The organism is Campylobacter sp. RM16187 (assembly GCF_025319965.1).
GTDB lineage: Bacteria > Campylobacterota > Campylobacteria > Campylobacterales > Campylobacteraceae > Campylobacter_A.
Genome location: NZ_CP012549.1, coordinates 743462 through 760757 on the forward strand (window position 1 = coordinate 743462; position 17296 = coordinate 760757).

Annotated in this window: 22 protein-coding genes; 17 read left to right on the top strand and 5 right to left on the bottom strand. The window is 36.1% G+C overall.

From position 1 onward, the window contains the following. Window positions 1-24 precede the first annotated feature (24 nt). Together grpE and CDOMF_RS04025 are read right to left on the bottom strand one after the other, a co-directional pair. Window positions 25-549 carry a nucleotide exchange factor GrpE gene (gene grpE / locus CDOMF_RS04020; RefSeq protein ID WP_260952573.1) on the bottom strand — a complete coding sequence of 175 codons (525 nt, stop codon included), beginning with the start codon at window positions 547-549 and terminating at the stop codon, window positions 25-27. Further along, window positions 546-1334, bottom strand: a complete 789-nt coding sequence (locus CDOMF_RS04025; RefSeq protein WP_260952574.1) for an HrcA family transcriptional regulator — start codon at window positions 1332-1334, stop codon at window positions 546-548. The genes grpE and CDOMF_RS04025 overlap by 4 nt, the downstream gene beginning before the upstream one ends. Before the next feature lie 284 nt (window positions 1335-1618). Here CDOMF_RS04025 and CDOMF_RS04030 point away from each other — a divergent pair, with 284 nt between their 5' ends. Both CDOMF_RS04030 and CDOMF_RS04035 read left to right on the top strand, forming a co-directional pair. Next, window positions 1619-1873 (top strand): XRE family transcriptional regulator, encoded by a 255-nt coding sequence (locus CDOMF_RS04030; RefSeq protein ID WP_169974929.1) that lies wholly within the window; start codon window positions 1619-1621, stop codon window positions 1871-1873. Further along, complete coding sequence (locus tag CDOMF_RS04035) at window positions 1866-2060, top strand: hypothetical protein (RefSeq protein WP_170018427.1); 195 nt, start codon at window positions 1866-1868, stop codon at window positions 2058-2060. Before CDOMF_RS04030 ends, CDOMF_RS04035 begins: the two co-directional genes overlap by 8 nt. Before the next feature lie 42 nt (window positions 2061-2102). Here CDOMF_RS04035 and rpsO read toward each other — a convergent pair whose 3' ends face one another. Continuing rightward, window positions 2103-2375 carry a 30S ribosomal protein S15 gene (gene rpsO, locus CDOMF_RS04040; protein WP_169974933.1) on the bottom strand — a complete coding sequence of 91 codons (273 nt, stop codon included), beginning with the start codon at window positions 2373-2375 and terminating at the stop codon, window positions 2103-2105. Window positions 2376-2519: 144 nt separating this feature from the next. On the opposite strand from rpsO, the gene CDOMF_RS04045 reads away from it, so the two are divergent. Genes CDOMF_RS04045 through CDOMF_RS04075 form a run of 7 tightly spaced genes read left to right on the top strand, consistent with a single transcriptional unit; the run spans window position 2520 to window position 7989 of the window. Next, on the top strand, window positions 2520-2924 hold the full coding sequence (locus tag CDOMF_RS04045) for an Rrf2 family transcriptional regulator (RefSeq protein WP_260952575.1): 405 nt from the start codon (window positions 2520-2522) through the stop codon (window positions 2922-2924). Between the two features lie 2 nt (window positions 2925-2926). Further along, window positions 2927-5086, top strand: coding sequence for a flagellar biosynthesis protein FlhA (gene flhA, locus CDOMF_RS04050; RefSeq protein WP_260952576.1), 2160 nt, complete (start codon window positions 2927-2929; stop codon window positions 5084-5086). 9 nt (window positions 5087-5095) lie between these two features. Next, a complete protein-coding gene (locus tag CDOMF_RS04055) occupies window positions 5096-6127 on the top strand; it encodes a DHH family phosphoesterase (RefSeq protein WP_260952577.1) in 1032 nt (343 codons plus the stop codon). Next, complete coding sequence (locus tag CDOMF_RS04060; RefSeq protein WP_260952578.1) at window positions 6124-6351, top strand: hypothetical protein; 228 nt, start codon at window positions 6124-6126, stop codon at window positions 6349-6351. Before CDOMF_RS04055 ends, CDOMF_RS04060 begins: the two co-directional genes overlap by 4 nt. A gap of 28 nt (window positions 6352-6379) precedes the next feature. Further along, complete coding sequence (locus CDOMF_RS04065) at window positions 6380-6550, top strand: hypothetical protein (protein WP_172128827.1); 171 nt, start codon at window positions 6380-6382, stop codon at window positions 6548-6550. Continuing rightward, window positions 6551-7447 carry a tRNA 5-methoxyuridine(34)/uridine 5-oxyacetic acid(34) synthase CmoB gene (gene cmoB, locus CDOMF_RS04070; protein ID WP_260952579.1) on the top strand — a complete coding sequence of 299 codons (897 nt, stop codon included), beginning with the start codon at window positions 6551-6553 and terminating at the stop codon, window positions 7445-7447. It abuts the gene before it with no gap. Between the two features lie 8 nt (window positions 7448-7455). Beyond that, a complete protein-coding gene (locus tag CDOMF_RS04075) occupies window positions 7456-7989 on the top strand; it encodes a PaaI family thioesterase (protein WP_260952580.1) in 534 nt (177 codons plus the stop codon). Between the two features lie 46 nt (window positions 7990-8035). Here the strand turns inward: CDOMF_RS04075 and CDOMF_RS04080 are convergent, their stop codons facing one another. After that, window positions 8036-8656: an MBL fold metallo-hydrolase gene (locus CDOMF_RS04080; protein WP_260952581.1), complete on the bottom strand. Its 621-nt coding sequence runs from the start codon at window positions 8654-8656 to the stop codon at window positions 8036-8038. A gap of 125 nt (window positions 8657-8781) precedes the next feature. Here CDOMF_RS04080 and CDOMF_RS04085 point away from each other — a divergent pair, with 125 nt between their 5' ends. From CDOMF_RS04085 to CDOMF_RS04120, 8 genes are all read left to right on the top strand, one after another. Then, the gene (locus CDOMF_RS04085; protein ID WP_260952582.1) at window positions 8782-9546 is read left to right on the top strand and encodes an NAD+ synthase; all 765 of its coding nucleotides are present in this window, start codon (window positions 8782-8784) and stop codon (window positions 9544-9546) included. Window positions 9547-9556: 10 nt separating this feature from the next. Continuing rightward, window positions 9557-10690, top strand: coding sequence for a DegT/DnrJ/EryC1/StrS family aminotransferase (locus CDOMF_RS04090; RefSeq protein WP_260952583.1), 1134 nt, complete (start codon window positions 9557-9559; stop codon window positions 10688-10690). Further along, window positions 10683-11594, top strand: a complete 912-nt coding sequence (locus CDOMF_RS04095; protein WP_260952584.1) for a tetraacyldisaccharide 4'-kinase — start codon at window positions 10683-10685, stop codon at window positions 11592-11594. The genes CDOMF_RS04090 and CDOMF_RS04095 overlap by 8 nt, the downstream gene beginning before the upstream one ends. Before the next feature lie 36 nt (window positions 11595-11630). Continuing rightward, entirely contained in the window at window positions 11631-12473 is an 843-nt protein-coding gene (gene argB / locus CDOMF_RS04100) for an acetylglutamate kinase (protein WP_260952585.1), read from the top strand. Continuing rightward, entirely contained in the window at window positions 12470-12778 is a 309-nt protein-coding gene (gene cutA, locus CDOMF_RS04105) for a divalent-cation tolerance protein CutA (RefSeq protein ID WP_260952587.1), read from the top strand. Before argB ends, cutA begins: the two co-directional genes overlap by 4 nt. Further along, on the top strand, window positions 12775-14241 hold the full coding sequence (gene thrC / locus CDOMF_RS04110) for a threonine synthase (RefSeq protein ID WP_260952588.1): 1467 nt from the start codon (window positions 12775-12777) through the stop codon (window positions 14239-14241). The genes cutA and thrC overlap by 4 nt, the downstream gene beginning before the upstream one ends. Beyond that, window positions 14238-14951: a 3-deoxy-manno-octulosonate cytidylyltransferase gene (gene kdsB, locus CDOMF_RS04115; RefSeq protein ID WP_260952589.1), complete on the top strand. Its 714-nt coding sequence runs from the start codon at window positions 14238-14240 to the stop codon at window positions 14949-14951. The genes thrC and kdsB overlap by 4 nt, the downstream gene beginning before the upstream one ends. Before the next feature lie 67 nt (window positions 14952-15018). Further along, window positions 15019-15372 carry a nitrous oxide-stimulated promoter family protein gene (locus CDOMF_RS04120; protein WP_260952590.1) on the top strand — a complete coding sequence of 118 codons (354 nt, stop codon included), beginning with the start codon at window positions 15019-15021 and terminating at the stop codon, window positions 15370-15372. A gap of 41 nt (window positions 15373-15413) precedes the next feature. Here CDOMF_RS04120 and dsbD read toward each other — a convergent pair whose 3' ends face one another. Then, the gene (gene dsbD / locus CDOMF_RS04125; protein ID WP_260952591.1) at window positions 15414-17174 is read right to left on the bottom strand and encodes a protein-disulfide reductase DsbD; all 1761 of its coding nucleotides are present in this window, start codon (window positions 17172-17174) and stop codon (window positions 15414-15416) included. Between the last annotated feature and the right edge of the window lie 122 nt (window positions 17175-17296).

Genomic DNA, 17296 nt, shown 5'->3' on the forward strand with positions numbered 1-17296 from the left:
TTGTTTAAATTTTATTTCTTAAATTTATTTAGCTATCGTAACCATAGCAGGGCGCAATACTCTGCCATTTATCATGTAGCCTTTTTGTATAACTTGCACTATCGCACCACTATCATGCCCATCGCTTTCTACTTGAAGCATTGCATTATGCACATTAGGATCAAATTCACAATCTGTACTAATTGCGGTTATCCCGTTTTTCTCAAAAGATTTTCTAAACTGATCTATTGTTATATTTATTCCATCTTTTATTTTTTGCGCAAATTCATCTCCTTCCGGATCAAAATTTACAGCCATCTCCAACGCATCAATTACAGGCAAGAGATCTCTAGCAAATTTCTCATTAGCGTAATTTGCTAGGTCTATTTTCTCTTTTTCAAAGCGTTTTTTTATATTTTCAAAATCCGCATTGGCCCTATAATACTTATCTGTTAGCTCATCAATCTGTTTTTGCAGTTCAAGATTTTTTAAGCTATCACCGCCGAAGCTAATACTCTCGTCGCTTCCTTCGGCAGGTATTAGATCTTCTGCTTTTATCTCTTCATTCATGCCACATCCTTTATTTGGTTAAAAAATTTTTCATAATCTGCATAAACACTGCCTGCGCATATCATCTTGGCTTCTTTATCAAGATAATTAACCTTGCATTTTATGCCTATAAAACTTTCTTCAAAAAGTGGAGAAAATGTCAAATTTGAAGCCATCAGATGTTCAAAGCTAGGATCTAAAATCATCCTAAATCTATCGTCCTTAAACATATTAAAGGCTACACCCTCATTCTCCTGAAAGTAAATTTTCGTTCTCTTTAACTCCTTTATCTTATTTTTAAGCTCATTTAAACCAACTTGCATAGAGATCTGCTCAAGTTTGTTTAGGCTTACTCCAATTAGATTGTTTAGAAATTTTTCAACCCTTGGATCAAATTTTAAGACAATCTCGTCATAGTTAAAATTTAAAATTAAAAATTTGTCGTTTACTCTCAAAATTTCTTCTAAATTTTGCTCTCTATCGCCATAAATCATGCAATAAATTTCCATGCTATCAACAAGCATCTTTAAAAATCTCTCATTATGTATCAAAATTTCATCTTTGAAATTTAAGTGACTCTGCCAGTAAGCATTCATTGTCGATGTCGTAGGAATTCTGCCTCCACTGATGTGAAATTGTGTTATTGCACCTTCGTCAGATAGTTTTTTAAAATATACTCTGATCGTAGAGGCAGGAATTGACACCGACATACGAGAACCAAGCTCGCTAGAACCTATCGGAGAGTTATCGCTCAAATAGGCTTGAATGATTGATTCAAGTATTAAATCTCTTTTGCTTATTTTCATATATTAGCACTCTTTTATTTTAATTGCTAAGTGCATTATACAACATTGAGTGTATAAATGTCAAGTGATAAAATTAAAGAAAATTATTTAGATAATCTTAGTCTAATAGACTAAGCTATATTTTGTGGTTTTAATACAAATTTTATATAAATATATACGTAATTACGTATAAAATAATTTATTAAAAGTATAAATACTACTATTAAAATTATATTTTATCTATATTAATACTATTTAAACAATATTTTATGTATATTTAATAATAAATATCGTATAATTATTAAATGGTAGAGATAAGCGATATTTTTAATTTATTGCATAATGCTGTTGAATCAAAAAATATGGGCAAGAAGATTTCTCAAGCTCAGATGGCTAAAAATCTTGGAATATCCATGAGAACATATCAAGATTGGAGACTTGGAGTATCTAAACCTCAAGCTGCTATTGCAGTATGTCAACTTTTATGCGAGCTTGATGATGAAGATTTGCTATATACGATAAAAAAGATAAAAAAACTTATAGGAAGAACTGATGGATAGATTAACACAAAAAGAGCGAGCAGCGCTTGAAGATGTTTTTACAGCTATTTATGCAGATAGAGAGTCTAAAATTAGTAGTTTTTATAGAGTTTTTTATAAAAAGATAATCCTAAATACTAAAAATTTTACTTCTAAGATAAATTATAAAGTTTTGAAATTTAAAAATATAAGTTTAAAAAGAAAGTAGTTTTAGAAAAAAATAAAGAGCCCTATTTAAAAGGGCTCGTGATTACTTATCTCTTAGATTTAGCTCAGCTATTAGTTTTGAGTATGCTGTATAATCTTTTTCTTTAAGATATTTTAAAAGACGTTTTCTGCGACCTACTAATTTAAGTAAGCCAAGGCGTGAGGAGAAGTCTTTTTTGTAAATTTTTAAATGCTCTGTAAGCTCCGCAATTCTTGCGGTAAGAAGAGCTATTTGAACCTCAGGCGAACCTGTATCGTTCTCTTTTCTAGCGAATTTCGCAACAATTTCTGCTTTTTTAGCCGAATCCAAAGCCATGATGACCTCCTGATTGGTGAAATTAAAAACCCGATTATATCATAAAATTTAAAAATTTAATCAAAATTGCTCAAATTTTAATTTTAATCAAATTTGCAGATAAAATTTTATAAAATACCAAGAAAACTACATAAGGAGAACTTTTTGCTTTTTACAAAAGCCAGTGAATACGCTATGCTATCACTTATCTATATTTCACAAAAGAGCTCTCCCGTGGATGTAGATACGATGTCAAACGAGCTTGGAATTTCAAAGAGCTTTTTGGCAAAAATTTTACAAAGTCTTGCAAAAGAAGGTGTTTTGATTTCGTTTAAGGGGGCAAACGGAGGATTTTTATTAGCTGATGTGCCTGAAAATATCAGTATAAAAAAAATTATTGAGAGCGCCGAAAAGAGAAAAACGGCAGTATTTGAATGCTCTATATCTCATGATGATTGCCCTACTAATAAGGGTGCTATATGTCAAATTTGGTCTACTTTTAATGCCTTGCAGATTCAGCTTGACGATTTTTTAGATACTATCAAACTATCAGATATTATTAAGAAGTAGTATTGGCTAAACAAAAGCGTAATATTTTAACACTGGTGGCACCTTTTTTAGAGCCTATTATTAGATTAAGGGGCTTGGCTATAGTAGCGGTTATAGTTGCTATACTTGCTATTATAATAGTACCTTTGCCACCGGCTATTCTTGACTTTTTTCTTGCGCTTTCGATATCTATTTCTGTGCTTATTATATTAATTTCGGTATATGTACCAAAACCTACCGATTTAAGCACCTTTCCTACGCTCATACTGATAATAACCCTTTTTAGATTATCGTTAAATATAGCTACTACTCGTATGATTTTAAGCGAGGGACACAATGGTCCGGATGCGGTAAGCGAGATAATATCAAGCTTTGGACAGTTTGTTGTAGGCGGAAACTATGTAATCGGAGTAATTGTATTTTGCATCTTGGTTATTATAAATTTTATGGTTGTAACTAAGGGATCAACCCGTGTTTCAGAGGTTCAAGCCCGCTTTACTCTTGATGCGATGCCCGGTAAGCAGATGGCGATAGATGCCGATCTAAACGCGGGATTAATTGATGAAAAAACCGCAAGAGAGCGCCGCGAAGCCATTATAGCGGAAGCAAATTTTTACGGTGCGATGGACGGTTCGTCTAAATTTATAAAAGGCGATGCGGTAGCCGGTATTATTATTACTATTATAAATATAGTTGGCGGATTTTTAATAGGCTCATTTCAGCATGGACTTGATATGACTAGCGCAGCTCAGATGTATACGATTTTAACTATAGGAGATGGGCTCGTTAGTCAAATTCCAGGCCTTATTACTTCTACTGCAACCGCTATAATTATTACAAGAGCGAGCAAGGATGAAGAGAATTTCGCAGAAGGTGTGCTAACTCAGCTTTTAAGCGAGTATAAAACTCTTTTGATAGTTGGATTTATACTTTTTGTCTTTGCCTTAGTGCCCGGGCTTCCAACTCTTTCGCTCGGATTTATGGGGCTTTTGTTTTTAGGAATTGGCTATATAATGAAAGAGACAAAAGAGGGCAAATTGTTTACGACTCAAGCTAAAAAAACAGAAGAGCAAGTCCAAAATGAAGCAAAGGCTCAAGCTCAAAAAATTCCTAAAAAAAGCGATGAAGAGATAGCTAGAGAAGAAGAAGCCAAGATAAATGATATATTAAAACTTGAAATTTTGGAGCTTGATCTTGGGTATGGATTATTAAAACTAGCGGATAACGATCTGATAGAGAGAATTAGAGCGATGAGAAGAAATATCGCGACTCAGCTTGGATTTTTGATGCCAAAGATTAGAATTCGCGATAATTTGCAACTTCCTCCAAATGAGTATCGTTTCAAGCTTAAGGGCGTAGTGATAGGTCAGGGTGAAATTTATGCGGATAAATTTCTTGCCATGGACAGCGGACTGGTAAGCGATAGTATACAAGGAATAGCTACTAAAGAGCCTGCTTTTGGGCTTGATGCGTTATGGATAGACTCAAACGTAAAAGAAGATGCGATTTTAAGCGGATACACTATAGTTGATCCGGCAAGCGTAATTTCAACTCACATGAGTGAGCTTATAAAACAAAATGCAGCAGAGCTTCTTACTCGTCAAGAGGTTCAAAATCTGCTTGATAAACTTAAAAAAGATTATCCTATAATAGTTGAAGATACTTTAAGGATTGCGCCAATAGGGCTAGTCCAAAAAGTTTTAAGAACACTTTTAAAAGATAGCATTCCAATTAAGGATATGCTAAGTATCCTAGAGGCGCTTAGTGATATTGCCGAAGTGAGTAAAAATATGGATATGATAATAGAGCATGTTCGTGCAAGTCTTTCTCGCGTTATTACATCTTTATATGTTGACGAAAATGGACAGCTTAGATTTTATATCCTTGAGACAGCCGCCCAGCAAAAGCTTCTTGACGCCGTGCAGTATAAAGATGGCGTATATCATCTGATGATAAATGTGGCTCAAACTTCTGCTATAGTGCAGGCTCTTCGTGATGCAAGAACCAAGCGTCCTATATCGGAATATGGGGCTATGGTGCTTTGCGTCGAGCCTAGTCTTAGAAAATTTATAGCTGATATATGCACAAATTTTGGTATCGATATCGTGGTATTAAGCTTTGCTGAGGTATCTGCAAACACACCTTTTGAAACTGTCGGTACTATTGAAATTGAAAATTTATAAAGGAAAAATATGCAAATTTACCACTTGTCGCACACAGATTTAGACGGATATGGTGCGCAAATAATAGCAAATCATTATTTTAAAGATATAAAATTTTATAACTCTAATTACGGCAAAGAGATAGATGAAAAATTTAATGAAATTTTATCAAATTTAGGCGATGAAAAATCCTTAATATTAATAACGGATCTAAATTTAACTCTTGCTCAATGTGAAGAGTTTGAAAAGTCTTTAGTGAGTAAAAATGCTAAACTTATACTGCTTGATCATCACCAAAGCGGAGCCGAATGCGCTAGCAAATTTGACTGGTATTTTCTGGATAGCTCAAGATGTGCCACTAAGATAACTCATGATTTTTTCTCCGCTATTTATGGAGTGGATGAGAGGCTTAAAAAATTTAGCGATGTAGTAAATGCCGTTGATATTTGGCTAAAAGATGATGAAAATTTTGAGATGGGTAAGGTTTGTCTGGGTCTTATAGCAAGCGCAAAAGAGATTAATAAGGTGATGTTTGAAGAGCAAAGCACTCAATATATGTTTTATCTGATTAAAAGAGCGCGCGAGTTTTTTAACGGTAAAAACGACTATATCGGGCTTGATGAGGCTGTTTTTAAATTTAAAAAAGATTTTTTTAGAAATCAAAAAGATGATACATTAAGCAACCTTATCTCTGATTATGTTGTAGATTTGCTCACTAAAAATAGAGATAGATTTGAGATAAAATATAATGAATTTAAGGGAATTTTGACTTATAATATCGGAAATACATCAGTCATCGGAAATGATTTTTTAGTGGCAAATGATGATATTGATTTTTTTATCGATGTTACCAGTAAAAAAACACTTAGCTTTCGAGCCAATGGCAGAGTTGACGTAAGCCAAATGGCTAAGAATTTAGTTGGCGGCGGCGGGCATGTAAATGCTAGCGGAGGTATGTTTGCCGGCTTTAAAGACAGCTTTAATTATAATAATATAAAGGCTCAGATAGTAGATCTGATAACCAAAAAAACTTTAGAAAAAGAACAAAAGGAGACAAGATGAGAGAGGAAGATCTAAGCATAGACGAGCTAAGTTACGAGCTTTCAGTAATGCTTGAAGGCATGCTTTATTATGCCGGAGTTAAAAAGGATAAACTTCAAGATGCAGCGGAAACTTATATAGAGAGCATAGAAGAGGCTCTTGATGGAAGCGACGCAGAGGGTGTTGATGAAGTAATAGAAGTAATAGAGTATATGAAGAAAAAACACTCTAAATTTTTTAAATAACGTCTGAAAATATGATAAAATCAGGACTATGAAACAAATTTTACTTTTGATAATAATGATGTTTTTATTTGGTGGATGTCTTTTTGTCAATGAGCGTGGAATATCTACTAATTATTATAATGACTGCAAAGAGTATTATGATGCTACCGGCACTTACCGTAAAGATTGTCCGAAAAATATAATTGACTGGTCTAAATAAATGGTAGATTTACAAAGCGTTAGAGTTGCCAAATTTAAGGAGCTTGAAGGCAAAATTTATGCACCGCTTTTAAAAGAAATTTCAGATATTGCGCCTTGTGAAAGCATTGTAAAATTTACAGATACTGTTGAAATAGATACGAATTTAAACCGTGAAGAACAAGAAAAAACTCTGCAAACAGCCTTAAATTTACGCTCTTGGCGCAAGGGACCTTTTAGAATAGATGAAACTTTTATCGATGCGGAGTGGAGAAGCTTTATTAAGTTTAATATCCTAAGGCCGCATATTGATTTAGATGGCAAGGTTGTAGGCGATATAGGCTGTAATAACGGATATTATCTGTTTAAAATGTTGCCTTTTGGGGCTAAAAAGCTAGTGGGCTTTGATCCTGGCATTATGACGTTTTTGCAGTTTAAATTTATAAATCACTTTGTGCGCTCTAAGATATCCTATGAATTGCTTGGAGTTGAGCATTTGCCGTATTATGAGCATAAATTTGATACTTTGTTTTGTCTTGGCGTGATTTATCATAGAAGTGACCCTATTAAGATGCTAAAAGATCTTAAGATGTCTTTAAATTCTGGCGGAGAGTTGTTTTTAGATACGATGTATTTAGATATGTATGGAGATTTTGCGCTTACTCCAAAGCAGACATATTCTAAAATTTCAAATATATATTTCGTTCCTACGATTAGTGCGCTCATAAACTGGTGCGAGCGTGCAAATTTTAAGGATATAAAAATTTTAGCTACTAAAGAGACAGACTTTAAAGAGCAGAGAAAGACCGAGTGGATATTGGGACAAAGTCTTGAAAATTTTCTTGATCTAAATAATCCAAAGCTAACTATAGAGGGCTACCCCGCTCCAAGACGTGTCTATTTGAAACTAAAAATTTAAGGGATAATATGAGCGATAATATTTTTGATGATAGTATGCAAGAGAGTGTGATTTTGCCTGAGGATGAAAATCCATTTCGCAATGAGCTTAAAACTTCTCCGCATATCAATTTAAGTTTAAGCGGCAGTGTAGTAGCCTTAGGTCCAAATCACGCTAAGACCAATTTTTTCGCGACTAACGAGATGGTGTGTGATGCACAGGGGCTTATACATGGAGGATTTGTTTTTTCTGCGGCTAGTTATGCTGCGCTTGCCTCTATCAACGAGACTTATAGTGTGATGATAGGGGCTAAAATTCACTTCTATGCTCCGACTATGGTCAATGAGATGATAGAATTTGATGCGCATGCACATTTTGGAGAGAGTAAAAAACGAGAGGTTAGAGTTATTGGAAAAACTAAAGATATAAAGGTTTTTGAAGGAACTTTCCAAGTGGTTGTTTTGGAAGATCACATATTAAAAATTTATAAAGAAAATATACAAAAACAAGCTACAGCAAGACGTGCCGAAGAAAGAGCTAAAGAGACTAGTTTAAAAAATTAAGATATAAATAGCTTAATAATTTAACTTTGTCGTATAATTTAACTCACTAATACCCCCCCCCATCAATCATATCAATCCAATAGCCCATATTTTTTTGTTCGTATTTTAGAGTAGTTTTCTCACCATGACCGGGGTATAAAATAAAATCTCCATCTATTTTCATGCATCTTTCAAGGCTTAACTTCATACTATGTTTTTCTGAAAAAGGAAAATCGTATCTTCCTATTGAATCCATAAATATAAAATCGCCACTAAAGATCGCATCGTCTACTTTTATCATACAAGTTCCCGGAGTATGACCCGGAAAGTGTAAAAAAGTAACATCAAAATCTCCTATTTTGAAATGCACATCTTCAAATTTTGCTCCACCTATACCTATAGCATCATCTACCGTTTTGTATCCATACCTAAAAACGTCATTTTCTAACATAAATTTATCTTCTTTATGAATAAATACATCAATATTAAAAAATTTTTTTAAGCCAAAATTTGAAAAAATATGATCAAAATGTCCATGAGTGTTAAGAATCGCAACAGGATTAGCTGCATTTTTAATAACAAATTCGTATACTGATTCACCCGGATCTATAATCAGATCGAGTCCGTTTTTTGACACTATATAGCAGTTTGTCTGATATTTGCCACAAGTGTTACATATTATTTTCATATAGTTCTCTTTAAAAAAAATTATGACTCGTATTTTATAATTTTTAACCTTAAAAGAAATTTTTCCTTAAAATTTAGTATAATGTTACATTGAAAAATTAAAGTTAAAGTGTTTAAAAAATAAAAATGGTCGCGGATTATAGCAGAATTATTATTAAATTACAAGACTTTTTAGTGAATTATTTAAAGACAAGTGGCGCAAGTAACTTTTTGGTGGGTGTTAGCGGAGGACTTGATTCCGCTGTGGTTTTGACTCTTTGTGCACTAGCTAAGCCAAAAAATACCCATGCCCTGATAATGCCAACTAAATTTTCAAGTAAAAACAATCTAAATGATGCTTTAAATCTTTGCAAAAAGCTTGAAATAAACTATAAAATAATAGATATAGAGCCTATAATTCAGAGTTTTAGAGATCAAATTTCAGAGGATTTATCCAGGATAAGAGCGGGAAATTTGGCGGCGAGAATCCGAATGTGCCTTCTTTATGATTATTCCGCCGATCTTAATGCGCTGGTAGTTGGCACTAGTAATAAGAGTGAGAGGATGTTAGGGTATGGCACGATATATGGAGATATCGCGTATGCGCTTAATCCTATCGGCGGGCTTTTTAAGACCGAGATTTTTGAATTTGCTAGATTTTTAAACATAGATGATAGTATAATAAATAAAGCACCGTCTGCTGACTTTTGGGAAAATCAAAGCGACGAAGCTGAGATAGGGTATGATTATAATCAGATTGATATGGTGCTAAAAGAGATATGTTTAAATAAAAATAAAGAAGATTTGCGTAAAATTTTTGATGAAAAGTTGGTTGACACCGTATTTTCTAGAATGAGGGCAAATGAATTTAAACTTAAGATGCCGCCAATTGCGGATTTGAATATTAACTAAGGAGTCGTGTATGGAGGATATTACTTTTTATAAGCCATCAATAGATGAGCAAGAAATAGAGGCTATCAAAGAGGCTTTTAAAGAGAGCGGTGTTTCTATAGTTAAAAAGCTTGAAGATAGAATAAAAAATTATTTTAACGTTAAGCATGCTATCGCTACAAATAACTCGGCTGCCGCTCATCATCTCGCCCTTTGTTCGATGGATTTAAAAAGAGGGGATAAAGTAATATGCTCTGTAAACTCCATACCAAGTGTTGCTCAAGCCATTAGACACTTTGATGCCGAGCCTATATTCGTAGATATTAACGAGGATGATTTTAATATAAATCCAAATTCTTTAAGAGAGGTGTTAAAGGTTCATCATCATAAAAAATTAAAAGGAATTTTTGTCAATCATGTGGCGGGTCAAGCGTCCGATATGGACGAGATATATAAGATTGCCCAAGAGTATGATGTAAAGGTTTTTGATGATGTAGGAAAAGGGGCAGGGTTAAGGTATAATGATCAAAAAATAGGCTCTATAGAAAAATCTACAATATCTTGCTTTTGCGTCTATTCTAGGTTGGTAAACCCTATAGGAACGGCCGGATTTTTATTGACAAACAATGATGATATAGCAAGTCGCGCCAGACTTCTTAGAAATCATGCGATAGTAGATGGTATAGATAAAGATGGAAATTTAGGATATATATATGATGTTGTAGATATTGGTGTAAAATATGATATAACGGCGCTTTGCGCAGCATATTCTATGGCTCAGTTTGACAAAAACGATAAATTTATAAAAAGACGTCAGGAGATAGCAGCCATATATGATAAAGAGCTAGTTGACTGCCCTCATATAAAGACACCTATTAAAAAAAGAGACCATGTTTATGTTCAATATATAATAAAAGTTGATAAAAATCGCGATAGTTTTGCTAAAGAGATGCTTGAAAACGGCATTCATACAGCATTACACTATGTTCCTATACATCTTTTAAGCTACTATAAAAATAAATACGCTCTTAAGGTTAATGCTTATCCAAATGCCTTAAAATCTTATCAGCAGATACTTTCTTTACCTATTTATAACGCATTAAAAGATGAAGAGGTTTATAGGGTTTGCGAGACTATAAAAGAGATAGTTAAGCACCGTGTTTAAGAGGTTTGCGCATAGTTTTGCGCAGCGGTATTTTTATAGCCCGAATTTGCCCTGCAAACTCGTTGCCATACTGCTTTTGGCTATTAGTTTGCTCTACCTTGTCGTTGTTTGGCTCAAATTTAAGCTTGCTTCCAAGAAAGATTTTCATATACCGATAATAAGCATCGGAAATTTAACCCTAGGCGGAAGCGGAAAAACTCCTCTTTGTATGGCTATAGCAAACGAATTTGAAGGCGGATTTATCATCCTTAGAGGATATAAGCGCGCTTCAAAAGGGCTTAAACAAATTTGCATAAACGGTGAAATTTTAACCGACGTTAAAACAAGCGGCGATGAGGCGATGGAGTATGCAAAAAGCGTTAGAAACGCAAACGTTATCGTAAGCGAAAATCGCGATGAGGCTATAAATTTAGCTCGAAGTTTAGGAGCTAGATATATCCTGCTTGATGACGGCTTTTCTAAATTTCACATAAAAAAATTTGACATTCTCATTAAGCCTTCACATGAGCCGTATTTTGATTTTGTCATACCAAGTGGAGCTTACAGATACCCAAAAAGCTTTTATAAATTTGCCAATCACATAGCTTGCGAAGGTGTTGATTTTACTCGCGAGAGTGAAATTTCAAACGAGACAAAAAGGATGGTTTTGGTTACCGCCATAGCAAATCCTAATAGGCTAAAAGATTTTTTTGATATATGCGTGGGACGCGAGTTTTTTGAAGATCATCACAGCTTTACCAAGGACGAGCTTCAAGAAATTCTAAAACGCCATAACGCAACCTCGCTTCTGGTAACAAAAAAAGATTTCGTAAAGATCGAAGAGTTTGGTTTGCCGGTCTCTTTAATCACCCTTAAAACAACCCTATCGGTCTCTTTCAAAGAGCTTATCAAAGCTAGCCTCTAGGCAAAATTTGCTATAATCGCCCAAAAAGGATCAAATTTGCAAAGAAATATCAAAACAGCCGAGATCATCGTATCAGCGCTTCCTTACATACAAAAATTTAGAGATAAAATTTTCGTCATCAAATACGGCGGTGCAGCCCAGATAGACGAAAGGCTTAAAAACGACTTCGCGCGCGATATAGCCTTGCTGCATTTGGTAGGCATAAAGGTTGTGATCGTCCACGGCGGAGGCAAGAAGATAAACTCCATCCTTGAAAAACTTGATATCAAAAGCGAATTTGTAGATGGGTTTAGAGTCACCGATGAAGCTACGATGGAAGTCGTTGAAATGGTGCTAAGCGGGCTTATAAACAAAGAGATAACGGCACTTTTAAACAAGCACGGCGCAAAGGCTATAGGCATAAGCGGCAAGGACGCAAATATGCTCAAAGCCGCAAAGACAGATAGCGGCAAATACGGCTTTGTGGGCGACATCACGGACGTTGATGAGAGCATAGTGCTAAATTTGCTAAAAGAGGGCTTTGTGCCCGTTATCGCACCTATCGCAACCGATGAGAATGCAAACAGCTACAACATCAATGCCGATCTTTGCGCAAGTGCGATAGCTTGCAAGCTAAAAGCCGAAAAGATAATGTTTTTAACCGATACGGCTGGGATTTTAGACGGCGAAAAAAATCTCATCAGCAAACTTGATGAGGCAAGCATAAACGAGCTAAAAAGCTCAGGCGTCATAAGCGGAGGCATGATACCAAAGGTTGATGCAGCGCTTGCATGCGTAAAAAGTGGCGTTAAAAACTCGCACATCATAGACGGCAGATTGCCTCACTCGATACTTCTTGAGCTGTTTACCGATGATGGAATAGGAACGATGATAAGATGAAATTTGTGATCACTTCTTGCGACAAAAAAGGCGCAAAAAAACTTTCAAAAAAGCTTATAAAGCGCAAATTTGCAGCTTGCGTAAGCGTGATAAAGGCTAAAAGCACTTATGTGTGGAACGGCGAAATTTGCTGCGAAAAAGAGATAATTTTACTCATAAAAACAGCTAAAAAATTTAAAAAGATAAGCAAATTTATAAAACAAAACCATAGCTACCAGCTTCCTGAAATAGCCTGCTTAAAGGCTGATAAGGTGCTTAAAAAATACGCAAAATGGGTTATAAAATCAACAAAAGGTAAAAAATGAAACTTCATCAAACAAGAGCTAATGAAAATGAAAATTTAAATGCGGTAAATTTTAGCGAGGCGCTGCTTGCTCCAAGCTCGGCTTACGGCGGACTTTATGCGCCGCTTAGCTTGCCTGAGCTAGGCAAAGATTTTTTTGCTAGTGCGCAAGAGTTAAGCTACGAGCAGCTCGCACTTGAGATTATAAAAAAATTTGAATTTGACGTAAGTGATGATGTTTTTAAAAAAGCGCTTAAAAGATATCTGAAATTTGACAAGCCAAACGAGCCCGTGCAGATAAGAAAAATCGGTGAAAATTTATACATAAACGAGCTTTATCACGGGCCTACGCGCGCTTTTAAAGATATGGCGCTTCAGCCCTTTGGAGTGATTTTAAGCGAGCTTGCTAAAAGTAAAGGCGAAAACTACCTCATAATGTGCGCGACAAGCGGTGATACCGGTCCTGCAACTCTTGAAACCTTTAGCGACGCGCCAAATATCAAAGTGGTGTGTCTCTACCCAAAAGACGGCACAAGCGAGGTTCAACGCCTTCAGATGATAAATGCAGGAGCTAAAAATTTAAAAGTTCTTGGCATAGAAGGCAACTTTGACGATGCGCAAAGAGCGCTTAAAACGCTTCTAGCTAGCGAGATTTTTAAAAACGCACTAAAAGAGCTTGGAGTGTCGCTAAGTGCTGCAAATTCAGTAAATTTCGGGCGAATTTTATTTCAGATCATTTACCACATCTATACTTACGTATACCTGCTAAAAACAGGCTCTCTAAAAGAAAACGAAAGCTTTGATATCATCGTTCCAAGCGGAAATTTCGGCAATGCCTTGGGTGTTTATTACGCTAAAAAAATGGGCGCAAAGATAGAGAAGATAAAAATCGTCTCAAACTCAAACAACATCTTAACCGAATTTTTCACAACTGGCATTTACGACTTGCGCGAAAAAGAGCTTATAAAGACGATAAGTCCTGCTATGGACATCCTTATCTCATCAAACGTTGAAAGGCTACTCTTTGATAAATTTGGCGCAGTTAGAACAAAAGAACTTATGCAAAATTTAGCCCAAAACGGCTTTTATAAACTAAATGAGAGCGAGCTAGAAGAGATCAAAAAAGAGTTTGAAGCTGATTTTTGTGATGATGAAGAGTGTGAAAAGATCATCAAAGAGCAAGCAAGCAAAGGCGTCATAATTGATCCTCACACAGCCACTTGCTTTAAGATGAGCTCGAATTTAACTCGTCCAAATGTGATAACCTCTACCGCTCACTGGGTAAAATTTGCGCCAAGTATGTTTAAAGCGTGTAAAAACGAGGAGTTAAAAGACGAAAGATTAGGGCTTGAAGCCTTGGCAAAAGAGTTTAGCGATATCGTCCCAGAGTCGATAAAATCGCTATTTAGCTCACAAGCCGTCCACACGGATATCGCAAAACAAGATGAGATAGAGGAAAAAATTCTAAACTGGATAAAAAGATGATAGTTATACCCGCTCGCCTTGCTTCAACGAGGTTTCATAACAAAATTTTAGAGCCCATAAACGGCGTGCCGATGTTTATCGCGACTGCAAAAAGAGTGCAAAATGTAGATGAAATTTTAATCGCAGTTGATGATGAAGAGGTGCTTGAGATAGCTAAAAAGCATGGATTTAAGGCGGTTATGACAAGCAAAGATCATCAAAGCGGAACAGACCGAATAAATGAAGCGGTTAAAATTTTAAAACTGAGTGAAGATGAAATCATCATAAATGTTCAAGCCGATGAGCCTTTCATAGAGCCTGAAAATATCGCCAAATTTAAGAAATTTTGCCAGGAAAATAGCCAAAAAGCCTTTATGTTTTCATGCTATAAGAGTGTTGGCGATGAAAATGCCGATGATAAAAATTTAGTTAAAGTAGTAACCGATAAAGACGGCTTTGCGCTGTATTTTTCTCGCTCGCGCATACCGTTTAACCGCTCGGAATGCAAAACCTATAAAGCCCACCTTGGCATCTACGGATACAGTGTAAAAGCGCTTAACGAGTTTTGCAGTTTTGAAGCATCTTTTCTTGAAAATATAGAAAAACTTGAGCAGCTACGAGCCCTTGAAAACAGCAAAAAGATCGCAATGCTTGAAGTTAAAAGCGATAGCATAGGCATAGACTGCAAAGAGGATCTAAAAAGAGCCTTAGAAAAATTTTGCGATAAATGATCTTGCGTTGATTTAAATTAACGATTTGTGCGATGAAATTTGCTAAATTTACGCCAAAGGAAACAAAATGACGCAAGAAAAATTTATAGAGCAAGTTAGCACAATGGCAAGGTTTTTGAAGACAAACTGCGAGGACAACCACTCGGGTGCGCCTAAAAAAGATATAAATTTAAGGTTATCTTACAAGGGAGAGGATCTAAATTTTAACGTCTCTACAACGCTTTGCAAAGAGTGCGAGGAGCTGTTTTACTACTCTCATGAAAGGCTTGGCGAGTGCCCGCACGAGATAAAACCAAGCTGCAGAAAATGCCCTCATCCGTGCTACGAAAAAAGCAGATGGAAGCAGATGGCAAAGATAATGAGATATAGCGGCATGAAGCTTGGGCTTACGAAACTTAAAAAACTATTTAGATTAGCTTGATAACAACATCACGTATCTTAAATTTATGCAAAAGTAGCAATTTAAAATGCAAATTTATCCAAGTGCTCTATAAATTTCTTGGGCTCATAAAATCCTATAACTCTTGCGCTTTTTAGCTCCTCTTCGCCTTTATAAAATATCAGTGCAGGCGGTCCGATGAGTCCAAATTTTTTCATTAGCTCGTTATCTTCACTCGTGCCTTTTGTAACATCGACTCTTAAAAGCGTAAAATTTTCAAGCCTTTTAAGTACTTCTTCGTCTTTGAACGTTATCTCATCAAGCTCGTTGCAGCTTACGCACCAAGTAGCGTAAAAATCAATCATCACAGCCTTGCTTGAGCTTTTTATAGCGTTTTCAAGCTCGTTTACGTTTGATATGCTGATAAATTTCGCCTCTTTGCCAGCAATGCTACTTGAAATTCCAAAATTTGCCAGCGGATTTAGCAGGGATTTTGCTCCCGCAAAAGAGCCGATAATGAGTATAAAAGCGTAGATAAAAAGCGTTAAAGAAGCCGCTTTTATCATCTTTTTGGCTGCGCTTGTATTTTCGCTTGTGCTATCAAACGCTCCGAAAAACACACTCATAAATACAGCCGTAACACCATATAACAAAAACTCCACGCGAGAGCCAAGCACGCGCGCACTAAGCCATATAGCCATAAATATCATGATAAAGCCAAAGAGTCTTTTTATATTATCCATCCAAATTCCCGGGCGCGGAAGCAGCTTGCCGGAACTTGCGCCGATGATTAGAAGCGGCACACCCATACCAAGCCCCATGATAAATAGAGCCGATCCGCCAAAGAGCACATTTCCGCTTTGCGCTATGTAAAGTAGCACACCTGCAAGCGGAGCTGCGACACAAGGACTTGCGATGAGCGCAGATAAAAATCCCATGATAAAAATTCCGGCGACTCCGTCCTTGCTTTCAGCCTTTTTGTTAAGTAAATTTTGTATTTTTAACGGCATTTGAAGCTCGTAAAGTCCAAACATCGATAGGGCAAGAGCTACAAAGACCAAACTAAAGCCGATAAGCACGGCAGGGGTTTGAAGCATGCCGCTAAGCCCTGCGCCAAAGACGCTTGCGATGACGCCTGCCACCGCGTAAGCTAGCGCCATAGCAAGCACGTATATGAGCGAGAACCAAAATCCGCGTTTCGCGCTTAGTTTTTCGCCTGATTTGGATACGATGATGCTTGAAAGTATCGGTATCATCGGAAATATGCAAGGAGTAAGCGAAAGTAAAATTCCGTAACCAAAAAACGTAATAAGCGAGAGAATGAAGTTTTTGTCGCTTAAATTTTTAGCGATCCCCTCTTGCTCTGAAAGCTCGTTGCCGCTAGATAGGCTCGAAGCCGCCGGCGTATCGTCATCCTTTGGCACGAGGGCTATTTTGTATCCGCTTAAACCTTTTGATACGTTATAGTTATTTACCTGCGGTTGATAGCAGATACCGTCTTTTGCGCAGCCTTGATACTCAAGCGTTAAGCTAAAGCTATCGTTTTGATTTATATCTTTAAGCAAATTTATCGGTACAAATAGGCTAAATTTCTCAGGATAGACATCAAATGTGCCGTCGTTTGTAAATTTAGGCAAATTTAGCTGATCGTTTAAGAGTTTACCGCCGCTAAGAACCTTTACAGTGTCCTTATATACGTAAATATCTTTGGCGAGATCAAATCTAAATTCGACATTTTGGTTATCGGTTTTTGCACTCAGTCCAAAAGCTTCAGCTACCGAAAGCGGATCGGCAAAGGCTGAGATGATAGATAAAAGTATAGAAAAAATCGCTCTTTTAAACATAATTGTCCTTAAAAATTTCTGGTCGTATTTTACAAAAATAATATAAAGCCAGTGTTAAATATGCAGAAATATAGCGTGCTTAATTTAAATTTAAGAATCTAAAAAGTAGCATTTGATATATG